At 70.6% G+C, this 15,009-nt stretch carries 13 protein-coding genes and 2 pseudogenes; 7 read left to right on the forward strand and 8 right to left on the reverse strand.

What is annotated here, in order from left to right; translation table 11 throughout:
- Positions 1–47: 47 nt before the first annotated feature.
- The 3 genes and pseudogenes from CG719_RS23780 (at position 48) to CG719_RS36675 (ending at position 1,405) form a co-directional block, all read left to right on the forward strand.
- Positions 48–941 (forward strand): ScbA/BarX family gamma-butyrolactone biosynthesis protein, encoded by an 894-nt coding sequence (locus tag CG719_RS23780; protein WP_159024944.1) that lies wholly within the window; start codon positions 48–50, stop codon positions 939–941.
- A 172-nt stretch (positions 942–1,113) separates the two neighbouring features.
- Positions 1,114–1,195 (forward strand): annotated as a pseudogene (locus CG719_RS36670) (4'-phosphopantetheinyl transferase); the annotation flags it as partial.
- A 21-nt stretch (positions 1,196–1,216) separates the two neighbouring features.
- Positions 1,217–1,405: a hypothetical protein gene (locus CG719_RS36675; protein ID WP_100570710.1), complete on the forward strand. Its 189-nt coding sequence runs from the start codon at positions 1,217–1,219 to the stop codon at positions 1,403–1,405.
- Between the two features lie 204 nt (positions 1,406–1,609).
- Here CG719_RS36675 and CG719_RS23790 read toward each other — a convergent pair whose 3' ends face one another.
- A complete protein-coding gene (locus tag CG719_RS23790) occupies positions 1,610–3,769 on the reverse strand; it encodes a RecQ family ATP-dependent DNA helicase (protein WP_100570711.1) in 2,160 nt (719 codons plus the stop codon).
- A 140-nt stretch (positions 3,770–3,909) separates the two neighbouring features.
- On the opposite strand from CG719_RS23790, the pseudogene CG719_RS23795 reads away from it, so the two are divergent.
- Both CG719_RS23795 and CG719_RS23800 read left to right on the forward strand, forming a co-directional pair.
- A pseudogene (locus tag CG719_RS23795) lies at positions 3,910–4,095 on the forward strand (hypothetical protein); the annotation flags it as partial.
- Positions 4,096–4,356: 261 nt separating this feature from the next.
- The gene (locus CG719_RS23800) at positions 4,357–4,971 is read left to right on the forward strand and encodes a hypothetical protein (RefSeq protein WP_100570712.1); all 615 of its coding nucleotides are present in this window, start codon (positions 4,357–4,359) and stop codon (positions 4,969–4,971) included.
- 240 nt (positions 4,972–5,211) lie between these two features.
- On the opposite strand, the gene CG719_RS23805 is transcribed toward CG719_RS23800, so the two are convergent.
- The 5 genes from CG719_RS23805 to CG719_RS23825 all read right to left on the reverse strand — a co-directional run bounded on the left by CG719_RS23805 (position 5,212) and on the right by CG719_RS23825 (position 9,245).
- Complete coding sequence (locus CG719_RS23805) at positions 5,212–5,841, reverse strand: hypothetical protein (protein WP_100570713.1); 630 nt, start codon at positions 5,839–5,841, stop codon at positions 5,212–5,214.
- 68 nt (positions 5,842–5,909) lie between these two features.
- On the reverse strand, positions 5,910–6,611 hold the full coding sequence (locus CG719_RS23810) for a ribonuclease HII (protein ID WP_100570714.1): 702 nt from the start codon (positions 6,609–6,611) through the stop codon (positions 5,910–5,912).
- Positions 6,612–6,943: 332 nt separating this feature from the next.
- Complete coding sequence (locus CG719_RS23815; RefSeq protein WP_100570715.1) at positions 6,944–7,852, reverse strand: ADP-ribosylglycohydrolase family protein; 909 nt, start codon at positions 7,850–7,852, stop codon at positions 6,944–6,946.
- 3 nt (positions 7,853–7,855) lie between these two features.
- Entirely contained in the window at positions 7,856–8,524 is a 669-nt protein-coding gene (locus CG719_RS23820; protein ID WP_100570716.1) for a histidine phosphatase family protein, read from the reverse strand.
- Between the two features lie 115 nt (positions 8,525–8,639).
- The gene (locus CG719_RS23825) at positions 8,640–9,245 is read right to left on the reverse strand and encodes a YdbC family protein (RefSeq protein WP_100570717.1); all 606 of its coding nucleotides are present in this window, start codon (positions 9,243–9,245) and stop codon (positions 8,640–8,642) included.
- Between the two features lie 155 nt (positions 9,246–9,400).
- Here CG719_RS23825 and CG719_RS23830 point away from each other — a divergent pair, with 155 nt between their 5' ends.
- Positions 9,401–9,934 (forward strand): TerD family protein, encoded by a 534-nt coding sequence (locus CG719_RS23830; protein WP_100570718.1) that lies wholly within the window; start codon positions 9,401–9,403, stop codon positions 9,932–9,934.
- 64 nt (positions 9,935–9,998) lie between these two features.
- Here CG719_RS23830 and CG719_RS23835 read toward each other — a convergent pair whose 3' ends face one another.
- Both CG719_RS23835 and nrdR read right to left on the reverse strand, forming a co-directional pair.
- A complete protein-coding gene (locus tag CG719_RS23835) occupies positions 9,999–12,890 on the reverse strand; it encodes a vitamin B12-dependent ribonucleotide reductase (RefSeq protein ID WP_100570719.1) in 2,892 nt (963 codons plus the stop codon).
- Positions 12,891–13,050: 160 nt separating this feature from the next.
- The gene (nrdR, locus tag CG719_RS23840; protein WP_100570720.1) at positions 13,051–13,605 is read right to left on the reverse strand and encodes a transcriptional regulator NrdR; all 555 of its coding nucleotides are present in this window, start codon (positions 13,603–13,605) and stop codon (positions 13,051–13,053) included.
- Positions 13,606–14,169: 564 nt separating this feature from the next.
- Between nrdR and lexA the strand changes: the two genes are divergently transcribed.
- Entirely contained in the window at positions 14,170–14,949 is a 780-nt protein-coding gene (gene lexA, locus CG719_RS23845) for a transcriptional repressor LexA (RefSeq protein ID WP_100570721.1), read from the forward strand.
- Positions 14,950–15,009 lie beyond the last annotated feature (60 nt).

Consider the following 15,009-nt stretch of genomic DNA (forward strand, 5'->3'; position numbering starts at 1 on the left):
GGAGGACTGCCATGTCGCTTCAGCTTGCTCATCTGCCTGTGACAGAAATGCCTACTGCCATTCCTCGGTCGTACACGCACAAGCGCGACGCGTCCGAGGTGCTGCTGAGCAACTGGTGCCGCAGGGGGGCGGACTCCTACGCGGTGGAGGCCGGCTGGCCCGAGCAGCATGTCTTCTACGAGACCCGGCTCGGCATGCACGACCCGATGCTGCTCTGCGAGACGGTGCGCCAGACGTTACCGCTGCTGTCCCACGGTGCCTACGAGGTACCGCTCGGACACCAACTGCTCTGGCAGGACTTCGCCTGGGAACTCGACGCGGACGCCCTGCGCAGTGACGGCGGCGCGGTCGGTATAGACCTGCGCATCACGTGCACGGACGTCAGACGCCGCAAGGCGCGCGCCTCTGCCCTGGCGCTGCGCTTCGAGTTGGTGCGGGACAGCACGGTCCTCGCCGTCGCGCGCACCCGCTTCACGATCCAGGACCGGACCGTCTACGAACGTCTGCGGGGCCGTTACGCCGACATACCCGGCCTGCAGGCGGTTCCCCTGCCCTCCCCCGCGTCGCCCGAGCGCGTGGGGCGGAGCAGTTTCGAGGACGTGGTCCTCTCGCCCACCGACTCCAGCACGCGCTGGCAGCTGCGGGTCGACCGGGCGCACCCGATCCTCTTCGACCACCCCGTGGACCACGCGCCCGGCATGCTGCTGCTCGAAGCCGCGCGTCAGGCGGCCCAGGCCATGGTCCACCCGGACGCCGCCGTGGTGGTGGGGATGAGCGTCGTCTTCGCCCGCTACGCCGAGTTCGACACCACCTGCTGGATCGAGTCCGCCTCGCTCCCGGACGACCTGAACGGCAACCGCAGGGTGCTGGTCACCGGCCGGCAGCAGGACAGGGACGTCTTCTCCGCGGTCGTGTCCATCGCCTCGGTGGCGGGCGGCTGATTCCCCCGGGGTGGAGCGCCCGGGGGGGACGACGATCATGATCGAGAAACTGTAGCCACCATCGGTCGCGCCGGCCGAGTCGTTCGGTGATCCCGTCCATGCCCCGCTCCTCGGCGCCGAGCCGGGGAGCGCGGCGGGGGCCGTCGGGAAACGCACGCGGGAGTTCGCCACTGTGCGCTGGTGCGCCCGCCGGGCCCTCGCGGACGTGGGCATCGCCCCCCGTCCTCAGCGGCGAAGGCGGAGGGCCCGCGTGGCCGGACGGTGTCGTCGGGAGCATGACGCACGGCGATGGATACCGGGCGGCGGCCGTGGCAAACGCCGGTGAGGTGCGCGGCGTCGGCATCGACGCCGCGCACCACCTTCCCCTTCTCGAGGGAGTGTTCGCGTCCATGGCCCTGCCCGCCGAACCGCGGCGGGACGCGGAACTGCGCCGCCTGGCGCCCCGGCGTCCACCAGCCAGGTGACAGCAGGCTGTCTGCGTGCGGCGGCCGACAGGCAGTGGCCCGTTCAGGCACCGCCACGACCAGAGCGTGGGGGCCACCATCTCCGGCAGATCACTGATCCCCACGTGAATGAGCAGGTCCAGGAGACCTGCTTCAACCAGAACCCGGCTCTTGTCGTTCTCGTACTGGCGGCGGTCCCTGCCGGGTACAGGTCGGCCAGGGCAGTCAGCCCGCCGCAGCAAGCACCAGCGGCAGAACCTGGCCGGCCCCCGCCTGCCTCAGCAGGCGAGCGGCAACCGCGAGGGTCCAGCCGGAGTCGGTGCAGTCGTCCACGAGCAGGACGGGCCCTGGCGTACGGGCCAGAGCGCCGGCCAGGTCCTCAGGAAGGGTGAATGCGCCGGCCAGCGCCCGGAGCCGCTGAGCGGAGTTGCTGCGTCGCGCCGCATGCACGTCGCTCGGCCCGGTGTACGCCAGGGCGCCCAGGAAAGGAAGCCGCCCGATGTTCGCGACTCCCTGAGCCAGGGAGTCGACCAGCCGGGGGCGGGACAGGGATGGCACGGCGACGACCCCTACCGGCCGGGCAGAGACATCCGGGCCGTCCGCCATCCAGCCGCCCGGAGAGCGTGCCCAGTCAGCGAGCACCGTCACCACAGCCTTCAGCACGTCCTCGGGGACGGGCCCGTCAGGCGCCTGCTCGGACAGCAGCGGGCGCAGCCGGTTGCCCCAGCCGATGTCGGAGAGCCGCCCCAGAGCCCGGCCCGGGGAACACTGTTGCTGGGCCGGGATACGCCCCTTGAGGTCGACGCCCAGCGCGGGCATGCCCGTCGGCCACATCCGGCGCGGCTCGACCTCCACCCCCGGGCGGCCCAGTTCCTTCGTCGCCCCCGCCAGGGTCTCCGCCGAGACGGCAGGGTCGGCCCAGGCACCCGCGCAGTTGTCGCAGCGGCCGCACGGCGCAGCCTCCTCGTCGTCCAGTTGGCGACGCAGGAACTCCATGCGGCAGCCGGTGGTGGTGACGTAGGAGCGCATGGCCTGCTGCTCGGCCGCACGCTGTTCCGCCACACGTGCATACCGCTCCGCGTCGTACACCCAGCCGGAACCCGTGGCCGTCCATCCGCCCTTCACCCGCCGCACGGCGCCGTCCACGTCCAGCACCTTCAACATCGTCTCCAGCCTGCTGCGCCGCAGATCCACCGAGGCCTCCAAGGCCGGCACGGACAACGGCCGTCCTGCCTCGGCGAGGACCGCGAGGGTCTGGCGCACCTGTTCCTCCGGCGGGAAGGCGGTCTCGGCGAAGTAGCGCCAGATCGCCTCGTCCTCCTTGCCCGGCAGCAGCAGCACCTCCGCGTGCTCCACGCCGCGGCCCGCGCGGCCCACCTGCTGGTAGTACGCGATCGGCGAGGACGGCGAGCCGAGGTGGACCACGAAGCCCAGGTCCGGCTTGTCGAAGCCCATGCCCAGCGCGGAGGTGGCCACCAGTGCCTTGACCCGGTTGTGCAGCAGGTCGTCCTCCGCCTGCTGACGGTCGGCGTTCTCCGTCCGGCCCGTGTACGAGGCCACCTCAAGACCGCCCTGCCGCAGGAACGCGGTGGCCTCCTCGGCCGCCGCCACCGTGAGCGTGTAAATGATCCCGGAACCCGGCAGCTCGTCCAGATGCTCCGCCAGCCACGCCATCCGGTGGGCGGCGTCCGGCAGCTGCACCACGCCCAACCGCAGGCTCTCCCTGTCCAGCGGGCCACGCAGTACCAGCGCCTCGCCGCCACTGGTGCCCAGCTGCTCGGCCACGTCCGCCGTGACCCGGGCGTTGGCGGTCGCCGTGGTGGCCAGCACCGGCACGCCCGGGGCAAGGTCGGCCAGCATCGCCCGCAGCCTGCGGTAGTCGGGACGGAAGTCATGGCCCCAGTCGGAGATGCAATGCGCCTCGTCCACCACCAGCAGGCCCGTCGTGGCCGCGAGCTTGGGCAACATCTGGTCGCGGAAATCGACAGAATTAAGGCGTTCAGGACTTACCAGGAGAACATCGACGTCACCGAGCTCGACCTCCTCGTGGATCGTCTCCCACTCCTCCGGATTGGCCGAGTTGATGGTGCGCGCCTGGATACCGGCCCGCGCCGCCGACTCGACCTGGTTGCGCATCAACGCCAGCAGCGGCGAGACGATCACCGTAGGTCCGGAACCGCGTCGGCGCAGCAGAGCAGTGGCCACGAAGTACACCGCCGACTTGCCCCACCCCGTGCGCTGCACCACCAGCGCGCGGCGGCGCTCCACCACCAGGGCCGCCACAGCCCGCCACTGGTCCTCCCGCAGCCGCGCCGACCCCGTCGGATCACCGACCAGCTCGGCGAGGATGGCGTCGGCTTCGGCACGCAGCTCCAGATCGTTCATGCCCCCATGCAACCCGACGGCACGGACAATCGGCCACTTCACCCCGCGTGACGGACGGCACGCCCCGCTGCTCCACCAGCCGCCCGAGGGACGGACCGGGCCGAACCGAGCCCCGGGCCGGTCCGGCCCGCTGGTTACGTAAGGCACTGGACGGGGCACTGGCCGTACCGCCCACCCTGGTCTCCGCCCTTGCCGCCAAACCCGGCCCGTTGCCGCTCGTGGACGACTTCACCGAGACCGGCTGGACCCTCGCGGTCGCCGCCCGCCTGCTCAGAAGGGCCGGCGCACAGGCGGTGATGCCGCTGGTCCTGGCGGTGCAGGGCTGATGGGACATGTCTGCGGCCCACACGAACGACGCGGACGGTCCCAGGAGTCGCGGGGCGAGCGCCGGGTAGGGATATAAGCCGTGCGTCGCCCGATAACGGCCGGTGCCCTCAATTGCTCGTTGCCGCATCCCAGTTCGACAGGAAGAATTGAAGTCCGCTCCCCGCACGGCTCAGCCGTTGGCCGGTAGGGCTCTCCTGCGGTGTGCGCTCCCCCGAATCCGATCCCGCCCGCAGTGTGGGCGCGTAGCCGAAGGGAGGAACGTGACCTTCGGATTCGCTCCATCCTCGGCGGCATCGTTGTCAACGTCCGCCACCTCCGCCCACAGGGTGCTCGAACCCGCGGAGTGGGCGTCTGCGGGCATTCCTCTGCTGCGCAATCCGCGGGAGGTCGTCAGCGGACTGCACGCCCGGCACCGTCCCAGGCCCGCCACCGCCGTGGTCGCGGTCCTCGACCCGGACGAGCGGCTGCGGGCGAGTGCCTCCTTCGTCCGCCGGCAGGCGCCTGCCGACGGCTGGATGTTCCGCAACGCACTGCTGGACCAACTGCGCCAGGTCATCCCGCACGATCTGCGGCGCCGCACCCCGGTGCGCACCGCCGTACTGCTCTACTGCCGTGACGGTGAGGCGCGTTGGACCGAGGAGGACGGTGCGTGGATGTGGGGACTGCGTGACGCCTGCACACTGCACGGGCTGCGCTGCGGGGCGTACATCACGCTGACCCGGGACGGCTGGCAGGTCCTCGGCGAGGGCCGCGGGGGCCGGCGGCCGCACGCGTACTCGACACCCGAGCCCTTCGGCACCGCCGAGGCTCCACCCCCGCTGCCGCGCACCGGCGGCGCGGCCTCCGAGGTGCTGCGCCGCGCGGCGGCCCGCTGACGAAGAGGACGTCCCCCGTCACCCGTGCGTGCTGGACGACCAACCGGTGTCCGCACGACGAAGCCCCGCCGCCGGTCGAACGGCGCGGCGAGCACGACGTCGGCTTCCCTCGGCCCCGGACGAACTCGGAACCGCCGGAGGGTCCCTGGACCGCCGGACGGACTCAAGGCCGAATGGACTCGAGGCCGAATGGACTCGAGGCCGTACGGACTCAGGACCGCCGGACGGGCCGGACGCGGCTCAGACAGCCGCGCCCAGCACCGAGTTGACCTGCTGCGGATCACCGCAGACGACCAGCAGCGCACCGGCCTTGGTGTGCGCCAGGGACAGGGCCGCGGCACCAGCGGCCTGGGGGCCGCCGTTGATCGCGACCACGACCACGGGCCGGGACGCGGCACGCGAGGCCACGGCGGCGTCCGCGTAGAACACGTCGTCGCGCGCGTCGTGCTGCGCCCAGTAGGACGCCTCACCGAAGGACAGTTCGTGCGCGGCCCACGGATGCGACTCACCGGTGGTGATCACCAGTACGTCAGCCGGGGCACGGCCCGACTCCAGGAGCATGTCGACCGCTTCCTCGGCGGCGTCGAGCGCGCCGTCGGCGGAAGCCGGAACCAGTTGGATCTGCGGGGCCGCCGCGGCGGCAGGGGCGGTCGGCCGCGACGGCCCGGGCTTGGCCGGGGCCGACTCCCGCGACGCGCGCTGCGCCGGCGGCGCGGGCCGTGCGGCACCGGGACGACCGGGGCGCGGCGGAGCCGCGGGACGGGGGCCGGGAACAGGGCGGGGGGTCGGCGCGGTGCGGCCGGAAGACGGCGTGACGCGGGGACCCTGGGCACTCTCGTGAATCTGAGGCTCCTCGGGAATGAGAGGCATGGGCTGATATTTATCAAACGTTGGTGCGGCTCGCGTGGGCGGGTGCCACTTCAGGCCGAGCGGAAGGATCAGAAGTCGAAGCCGAGCTGACCTTCGACCTCCGGAACGCCTCCGTCTGCCCAGACGCGGACCTTCTTGAGGTGCCGCCACCTGGGCAGCGCATCAAGATACGCCCACGACAGCCGGTGGTACGGGGTGGGTCCCCGCTCCTCCAGCGCGGCCTTGTGCACGGGCGACGGATATCCGGCATTGGCCGCAAAGCCGAAGTCTGCATGCTCGATACCCAGTTCGGCCATCATTTTGTCGCGGTAGACCTTGGCGATCACCGAAGCCGCCGCGACGGCCACGCACGACTGGTCGCCCTTGATGACCGTACGGACCCTCCAGGGGGCCCCCAGGTAATCGTGCTTCCCGTCGAGGATGACCGCGTCCGGAGGGACGGGCAGACCCTCCAGGGCGCGCACCGCCGCGAGCCGCAGCGCCGCCGTCATCCCCAGGCTGTCGATCTCCTCCGGAGAGGCGTGCCCGAGGGCGTACGCGGTCACCCACGTCTGCAGTTCCGTGGCGAGTGCGGTACGTCGCTTCACGGTCAGCAGTTTGGAGTCGGTGAGTCCCACGGGTGGACGGCGCAGTCCGGTGACCGCCGCGCAGACGGTGACGGGACCGGCCCAAGCGCCGCGCCCCACCTCGTCGACACCGGCAATGACCTTCGCTCCGGTCGTCGCCCTGAGGGAGCGTTCGACGGTGTGAGTGGGGGGTTCGTACGGCATGGCGCCCTTAGCCTACGCTGCGCGGATCCCGCTGCGACACCCCGCCTTCCCTTGAGCATCCCCCCGCCCCGAACGCGGACGGCCGGGGTCCGGTTTCAAAGCCCGTTCGTTCGCTCACGCACATTCCGGCGCGGCGCGTCATCGTGCCCCGGACGACGTCCCGCACACCGCTGTTCGCCCTCTCCGACCTCGCTCCCACGGCCGCATTCCGAAAAGGGAGGAGACATCCGGAAGAAGCTTGATCCCCGACCCGTCCGCCCCTTCGGCGGTCACATTTGGAAGCACCCCACCCACACCGGGTCGCATTCGCGAATCATCGCGCGAAGCGCAGGTCACACGGACGCCGGGACCCAGTCGGGCAGTGCCTCCGTGCGCCGCACCCACTCGGCGGGCGGGGCCCCTGCCTTCCCCGAGGCGAGCACACCGCCCACGATGGCGCAGGTGGTGTCCACGTCACCGCCGGCCCGGGCAGTCGTCCAGAACGCGTCCTCGAAGTCGGCCAGGCACCGGGCGGCCGACCAGAGCGCGAAGGGCACCGTGTCGTGCGCCGTCGTGCGCCGTCCGGAGCCGAGCACCGCGGCGACGGTGGCCACGTCGCCGTAGTCGAGCATGTCGCGGGCGCGCCGCAGGCCGGCGCCGACGGCGCTCCTGGCCGGTACGAGGTCGATGACGCCGCCGAGCAGCGCCTGCGCGGTCGGCGGCCCGCCGGGCGCGGCGGCCAGTGCGGCGGCCGCGGCCACGGCCATGGCGCCCACGACGGCCTCACGGTGCTGGTGGGTGGGGTAGGCGGAGATCTCGGCCTGGTGGGTGGCCTGCTCCGGATCGTCCGCGTACCAGGCGCCCAGGGGCGCGGTGCGCATGGCGGCGCCGCTCCCCCACGACCCGTGCCCCTTGAACAGGGCAGGCGCCAGCGTGCGCCAGTCGCCGCCCTCGCTGATCCGCCGCAGCAGCCCCGCCGTACCCGCGCCGTACCCGCGCTCCGGTGCGTGGCGCCGGGCGAAGGACTGCGCCAGGGCGTCCTGGTCGACACGGTGGTGGGCGGCCAGGACGGTGACGACGGAGCAGGCCATCTCGGTGTCGTCCGTCCACTGCCACGGGCCGGGCGGCAGCTCGCGGCGCCTGAGCAGCGGGTGGTTCGCCGGGGCGAAGAACTGCGAGCCCAGCGCGTCCCCCACCGCGAGCCCGCGCGCACTGGCCAGCGCTCGTTCCAGGCGCACGCCCGGAGAGGAGTCAGGGGTCATCGCTCAGCCGCTCCATCCAGTGATCCCGTACGATTCCGGCTCACGCCACCGCTCAAACTGACGATCGAGCGTGTAGCGGCCGTCGTCCCCGAGAACGAGCATCCGCATCTCGGCGTTCCCCGGATTCGAGAGGCACTCGAACTCCGCGACGGTCCAGTGGAACCAGCGCATGCAGAAGAGCCGCATGGCCAGGCCGTGGGTCACCAGGAGGACGTTGGGCGGGTGGTCGGGGTCCTCGAAGCTGCGGAAGAGGCTCTCCAGGAAGCCGCCGACCCGGTCGTAGACGTCGGCTCCGGACTCGCCCTGGGCGAAGCGGTAGAAGAAGTGCCCGTAGGCGTCCCGGTAGGTCTTCTGGAGGCGCACGTCGTCGCAGTCCTGCCAGTTCCCCCAGTCCTGCTCGCGCAGCCGCGGCTCTTCGCGCACGCGTATGAGGCCGGGGTCCAGGTGGAAGGCGCGGAGGGTGTCGTGGGTGCGCCGGTAGGGGGAGACGTAGACGCTCACGCGTTCGCGTCCGAACAGTTCCCGCAGTTCCTTGCCGGTCTCCTCGGCCTGTCGCCGGCCCCGCTCGGTGAGTCCCAGCGCGTGGTCGGGTTCGCGCTCGTACACGGAGTCATCGACGTTGCCCGTTGACTCGCCGTGCCGGACAAGGATGATGCGCCGTGGTCGTGCCATGCCAGAACAGTAGATCGGGCCGGCGCCGTTCGAGGACTCCGGCGGGCCTCGTACGGCGCACATCACACAAATCGTGCGGCACGCGCCACACACGCGCGTGGGCCGGCGTCCGCCGTCACACCGTCCAGGTGCTCTCGAGTTCCACGATGTCACCCGTGAGCGACGCCACGTCGGCCTCCGTCTGGGCGCGCAGCGCGAGGCGCTCCACGCGCTCGGTGCGGTACTTGCCGTGCTCGGCGGAGGACTGCCACATGGACAGCACGAGGAACTCGTTGCCGGGGGCCTCACCGAACAGGCCGCGCACCATGCCGGGCGAGCCGGCCATCGCCGGGTTCCAGACTTTCTCCTGCATCAGCGTGAAGTGCTCGGTGCGCTCCTCGTGGACCCGGCAGAGGGCGACCCGCAGCAGGTCGGCGTCCGAGAAGCGGGGTTCGAAGCCGGTCTTCACGTCGAACCGGTAGTCGAACAGCCGGACCTGGGCGTCCTTGAAGGTGCCGGCCTGCGTCGCGGCCAGCCGGTCGTGGGAGCGGGCCATGAAGGAGTCGTAGAAGGCACGGCTCTCCCAGAAGGCGAAGATGTGCGCGACACCCGGCCGCCCCCGGCTCCACCCGCCCCCCTGTCCCCGAAACCCCGGCTCTCCAAGAAGCCCCGCCCATTTCCGCTGCCCCCGCTCGAAGCCCCGGCGGTCCACCACGGTGCAGCGAATCCACTTGACCAGCACCGCGCCATCGTAAGGCCCTGGGACGTGGCCTCGGTCACTCTCGTGGGGACAGCGCCCGCGCAAGCGCCCCCGCGCGCGTGGCACGATGGACAACAAGCGCCCGCTGAAGGGAAGTTGAGGCAGAGGGGCGCACAAGGTCGGTCAAGGGGAGTCAGATGAGCGGACTCAGCAAGGGGATCGGCAAGGTCGAGGTCGCGGTCAAGTGGGATCCCAGTCCCGCGGGGCAGCCGCCCACCGACCTGGATCTGGTCGCCGCAACCTACCGGGCGGGCGACCCGCATGGCGAACCAGCCTATGTGGTGCATTTCGACAGCCGCTCTCCCGACGGCACCATCTATCTCAACCGGGACAGCAGGGACGGTCAGGGCTTCGGGTGGGACGAGGTGATGACACTGGAACTCGACCGGCTCGGCGACGGGTACGCGCGCGTGGTGGTCGGCGTCGTCATCCAGCAGCGTCCGGCACGCCGCACCTTCGCCGGCGTCCTCGCTCCCGGAATGCGCGTCCGGGAGGGGTACACCGTTCTCGCCGAGGGCGATTTCGGCGGCGTCCTCGGCGCGACGGCGGCCACACTCGCGGAGTTCACGCGGAACGAGGCGGGTACCTGGGAGTTCCGCCCCGGCGTCCAGGGCTTCGAGGACGACCCGGAGGGCTTCACCCACAGCATGGGCCGGGCACGCCCGTCGTAGCCGAAACGCGTAAGGGGCGCCGGCCCATGGCCGGCGCCCCTTACTTCACGGTGTTGCCATCCGATCAGCTGCACCCGCTGGTCGAGCCGCAGCCCTCGCAGATGTAGCAGGAGCCGGCCCGCTGCATCTTCGTTCCGCAGGAGAAGCACAGCGGGGCGTCGGCCTGGATGCCGAGCTGCATCTCCACCAGCTCGGCGCTGGTGTGCGCCTGCTGGGGCGCGGGCTTGGCCGACTCGACCTCGGCCTTGGGCGTGGCGACCGCCTTCAGGTCCGTCTGGCGCGGCGCCGACTGGGCCAGGCCCTCGACGTCGACCTCGTCGTCGGCCGGCTCGTAGGAGCCGGTCTCGAGGTGGCGCTGACGCTCCTCGGCGGAATGGATGCCGAGCGCGGAGCGCGTCTCGAAGGGCAGGAAGTCCAGCGCCAGGCGGCGGAAGATGTAGTCGACGATCGACTGCGCCATCCGCACGTCCGGGTCGTCGGTCATGCCGGCCGGCTCGAAGCGCATGTTGGTGAACTTCGAGACGTACGTCTCCAGCGGCACGCCGTACTGGAGACCCACCGACACGGCGATCGAGAAGGCGTCCATCATTCCCGCGAGGGTGGAGCCCTGCTTGGACATCTTCAGGAAGACCTCGCCGAGACCGTCGTCAGGGTAGGAATTGGCGGTCATGTAGCCCTCGGCGCCGCCGACCGTGAAGGAGGTGGTGATGCCGGGCCGGCCCTTGGGCAGCCGCTTGCGGACCGGGCGGTACTCGACGACCTTCTCGACCGCGCTGCGGATCGTGTCCTCGGCCTTCTTGGCGACCTCGGTCTTCTCGTCCTTCTTCTTCGCGGAGAGCGGCTGACCGACCTTGCAGTTGTCGCGGTAGATGGCGAGCGCCTTGACGCCCAGCTTCCACGCCTCGAAGTAGATCTCCTCGACCTCCTCGACGGTCGCCGACTCCGGCATGTTGACCGTCTTGGAGATGGCGCCGGAGATCCACGGCTGGATCGCGGCCATCATGCGGACGTGGCCCATCGGGGAGATGGCGCGCTCGCCCATGGCGCAGTCGAACACCTCGTAGTGCTCGTGCTTGAGGCCGGGGGCGTCGATCACATTGCCGTGCTCGGCGATGTGGGCGACGACCGCCTCGATCTGCTCCTCCTGGTAGCCCAGGCGGCGCAGGGCCTGCGGGACGGTGCCGTTGACGATCTGCATCGAGCCGCCGCCGACCAGCTTCTTGAACTTGACCAGCGCGAGGTCGGGCTCGACGCCCGTGGTGTCGCAGGACATGGCCAGGCCGATGGTGCCGGTGGGCGCGAGGACGGACGCCTGGGAGTTGCGGAAGCCGTTCTTCTCGCCGATCCGCAGCACGTCCTGCCAGGCCTCCGTGGCGGCGGCCCAGACCGGCGTGTCCAGGTCGTCCATACGGACGGCCGTGGCGTTGGCGTCGGCGTGCTGCTTCATGACCCGCAGGTGCGGCTGGGAGTTGCGGGCGTAGCCGTCGTACGGGCCGACGACCGCGGCGAGCTCGGCCGAGCGCCTGTAGGCGGTACCGGTCATCAGGGAGGTGATGGCACCGGCGAGGGTGCGGCCGCCGTCGGAGTCGTAGGCGTGGCCCGTCGCCATCAGCAGCGCGCCGAGGTTGGCGTAGCCGATGCCGAGCTGGCGGTACGCGCGGGTGTTCTCGCCGATCTTCTGGGTCGGGAAGTCCGCGAAGCAGATGGAGATGTCCATCGCCGTGATGACCAGCTCGACGACCTGGGCGAAGCGCTCGACCTGGAAGGACTGGTGGCCCTGGCCGTCGTCCTTGAGGAACTTCATCAGGTTCAGCGAGGCGAGGTTGCAGGACGTGTTGTCCAGGTGCATGTACTCGCTGCAGGGGTTCGAGCCGTTGATGCGGCCGGACTCCGGGCAGGTGTGCCAGTGGTTGATCGTGTCGTCGTACTGGATGCCCGGGTCGGCGCAGGCCCAGGCGGCCTCCGCCATCTTGCGGAACAGGTCCTTGGCGTCGACCTGCTCGATGACCTCGCCGGTCATCCGCGCGCGCAGGCCGAACGTCCCGCTCTCCGAGACCGCCTTCATGAACGTGTCGTTCACGCGGACCGAGTTGTTGGCGTTCTGGTACTGGACGGAGGTGATGTCATCGCCACCGAGGTCCATGTCGAAGCCCGCGTCGCGCAGGGCGCGGATCTTCTCCTCCTCCTTGACCTTGGTCTGGATGAAGTCCTCGATGTCGGGGTGGTCGACGTCGAGGATGACCATCTTGGCCGCGCGGCGGGTGGCGCCGCCGGACTTGATGGTGCCGGCGGAGGCGTCGGCACCGCGCATGAAGGAGACGGGCCCGGAGGCGTTGCCGCCGGAGGAGAGCAGCTCCTTGGAGGAGCGGATGCGGGAGAGGTTCAGGCCGGCGCCGGAGCCGCCCTTGAAGATCATGCCCTCTTCCTTGTACCAGTCGAGGATCGACTCCATGGAGTCGTCGACGGACAGGATGAAGCAGGCGGAGACCTGCTGGGGCTGCTTGGTGCCGACGTTGAACCAGACGGGGCTGTTGAAGCTGAAGATCTGGTGCAGGAGGGCGTAGGCCAGCTCGTGCTCGAAGATCTCGGCGTCGGCGGGCGAGGCGAAGTACTTGTTCTCCTCGCCGGCCTGCCGGTACGTCTTCACGATGCGGTCGATCAGCTGCCTGAGGCTGGTCTCGCGCTGCGGAGTACCGACGGCACCGCGGAAGTACTTGCTGGTGACGATGTTGACCGCGTTCACCGACCAGAAGTCGGGGAACTCGACGCCACGCTGCTCGAAGTTGACCGAGCCGTCGCGCCAGTTGGTCATGACGACGTCACGGCGCTCCCAGGCCACCTCGTCGTACGGGTGCACGCCGGGGGTGGTGTGGATGCGCTCGATACGCAGTCCCTTGTTGGCCTTGGTGCCCTTGGCTCGGGAACCTCGTGCCGGACCGCTCGCCGTCTCTGTCATGCCGCCTCCCTGTACGGGCGTAAACGCCCTGAAGTGCCCCTGTTGTTCCGGAGCACGGTGTTCTGTCTGGCGTCGCGGGCGCCCTCGCTGCCACCCGCGACCGGTTTCACTCACCGCCGCCGAGCCGGGTCAGGACGCGTCGTCCTGACCGGCCCGCTGCTCAGTCGGCGGCGCCTGCGGGCGGGGGGACCTCAGCCGTCCCACCGCGCCCGCGGCCGTCTTCCTGGCACCCCGCGCAAGCGCCGTCGCCGTCCTGCGCGGCGGGGTGCACCGTTCCTTCTCTGAGTTCCGCGATGGCGGACTCGAAGTCCTCCAGCGAGTCGAACGCCCGGTAGACGGACGCGAACCGCAGATAGGCGACGAGGTCGAGCTCCTTCAGGGGGCCGAGTATGGCGAGCCCCACCTCGTGAGCGGCCACCTCGGCGCTGCCGCTGGCGCGCACCGCCTCCTCGACCCGCTGGCCCAGCTGAGCAAGGGCGTCCTCAGTGACGGGCCGCCCCTGGCAGGCCTTGCGCACACCGTTGATGACCTTGATCCGGCTGAAGGGCTCGGTGACTCCGGACCGCTTGACCACGATGAGCGAGCACGTCTCCACCGTCGTGAACCGACGGGAGCAGTCAGGGCACTGGCGGCGCCTGCGGATGGACGTGCCGTCGTCCGTGGTGCGGCTGTCGACCACGCGGCTGTCGGGGTGCCTGCAGAAGGGGCAGTGCATGGACTCCAACCCTCCTCACAGCAGACTCAATGACCTCACCAGACCCATGGGCCCCGCGAAGCAGGCACAAGCATAGGCGATGAACAGCGGCGCGAAGACCGGGGGGAACACAATCTGTGGGCCGCTGTAGCCATCCAACCACTACATGTGGGGATCGACTCCATTGGGGCAGGCGATACGCGCGTGTCGCGTGATGCGGCCACGCGGCGTGCACCGGCGCCGCCGCGGGCAACACGCCGGTTGCGCCCGCGCCCGCCGGGGGAGCTTACGGAGATACCGTGAGCGCCGCACGGAGGACGCGTGGGACTCCCGGGCAGACGGGAGGCGGCACCCGGATGACGGCATACCGGATGGCAGACTGGGGCAGCCGCCCACGAGGTCGCCGTCCCGGCGGTGAAGAGTACAACAATGAGCGCTTTTGCCTGCCGGTCACCGCACTGCCCTTACACCCAGAAACGTGATCAAGTCCGGCTGTCGGCGTTTTTTCACTCGAACGTGTGTTTGGCGCAACCTTTCGAAAGCAACTACCGTTGTGCCGGAGGGAGACCATCGAGAGGGGCCGACGTGACCACCACCGCAGACAGTGCCACCATCACTGCCCAGGACCGCTCCCAGGGCCGACTCGAGCCGGTGCATGCGATGAACGAAGCCACGAATCCCGAGGGGCACAAGCGCTCCCTGCCGGGCCGACCTCCGGGCATCCGGGCGGACAGCTCGGGCCTCACCGACCGACAGCGCCGGGTGATCGAGGTCATCAGGGACTCCGTGCAGCGGCGCGGCTACCCGCCGTCGATGCGGGAGATCGGGCAGGCCGTCGGCCTCTCCAGCACCTCCTCGGTCGCACACCAGCTGATGGCCCTGGAGCGCAAGGGGTTCCTACGGCGTGATCCGCACCGTCCGCGCGCGTACGAGGTCCGCGGCTCCGACCAGGCCACCGCGTTGCAGCCGACGGACACGGTCGGCAAGCCGGCCGCCTCGTACGTCCCTCTGGTCGGCCGGATCGCCGCCGGTGGTCCCATCCTCGCCGAGGAGTCGGTCGAGGACGTCTTCCCCCTGCCCCGGCAGCTGGTCGGCGACGGAGAGCTCTTCGTCCTGAAGGTCGTCGGCGACTCGATGATCGAGGCCGCGATCTGCGACGGCGACTGGGTCACCGTCCGCCGTCAGCAGGTCGCCGAGAACGGCGACATCGTGGCCGCGATGATCGACGGCGAGGCCACCGTCAAGCGCTTCAAGCGCGAGGACGGCCACGTCTGGCTCCTCCCGCACAACGCGGCGTACGAGCCGATCCCGGGCGACGAAGCGACCATCCTCGGCAAGGTGGTGGCGGTCCTGCGGCGCGTGTGAGTACCGCGCCGGGCGGACTCGCCCACCTGCCCCCTTGATCGGGCCCCGGGACCCCTGCGC

Origin of the sequence: Streptomyces sp. CB01373, assembly GCF_002803075.1 — a bacterium.
Lineage (GTDB): Bacteria > Actinomycetota > Actinomycetes > Streptomycetales > Streptomycetaceae > Streptomyces.

Bases quoted from the DNA above. Each gene is read 5' to 3' on its own strand.
- CG719_RS23830 (WP_100570718.1), top strand. From the start codon at position 9,401: ATGAGCGGACTCAGCAAGGGGATCGGCAAGGTCGAGGTCGCGGTCAAG.
- CG719_RS23805 (WP_100570713.1), bottom strand. From the start codon at position 5,841: ATGCCTCTCATTCCCGAGGAGCCTCAGATTCACGAGAGTGCCCAGGGT.
- CG719_RS23780 (WP_159024944.1), top strand. From the start codon at position 48: ATGCCTACTGCCATTCCTCGGTCGTACACGCACAAGCGCGACGCGTCC.
- CG719_RS23815 (WP_100570715.1), bottom strand. From the start codon at position 7,852: ATGACCCCTGACTCCTCTCCGGGCGTGCGCCTGGAACGAGCGCTGGCC.
- CG719_RS23820 (WP_100570716.1), bottom strand. From the start codon at position 8,524: ATGGCACGACCACGGCGCATCATCCTTGTCCGGCACGGCGAGTCAACG.
- CG719_RS36675 (WP_100570710.1), top strand. From the start codon at position 1,217: ATGACGCACGGCGATGGATACCGGGCGGCGGCCGTGGCAAACGCCGGT.
- CG719_RS23835 (WP_100570719.1), bottom strand. From the start codon at position 12,890: ATGACAGAGACGGCGAGCGGTCCGGCACGAGGTTCCCGAGCCAAGGGC.
- CG719_RS23810 (WP_100570714.1), bottom strand. From the start codon at position 6,611: ATGCCGTACGAACCCCCCACTCACACCGTCGAACGCTCCCTCAGGGCG.
- nrdR (WP_100570720.1), bottom strand. From the start codon at position 13,605: ATGCACTGCCCCTTCTGCAGGCACCCCGACAGCCGCGTGGTCGACAGC.
- CG719_RS23790 (WP_100570711.1), bottom strand. From the start codon at position 3,769: ATGAACGATCTGGAGCTGCGTGCCGAAGCCGACGCCATCCTCGCCGAG.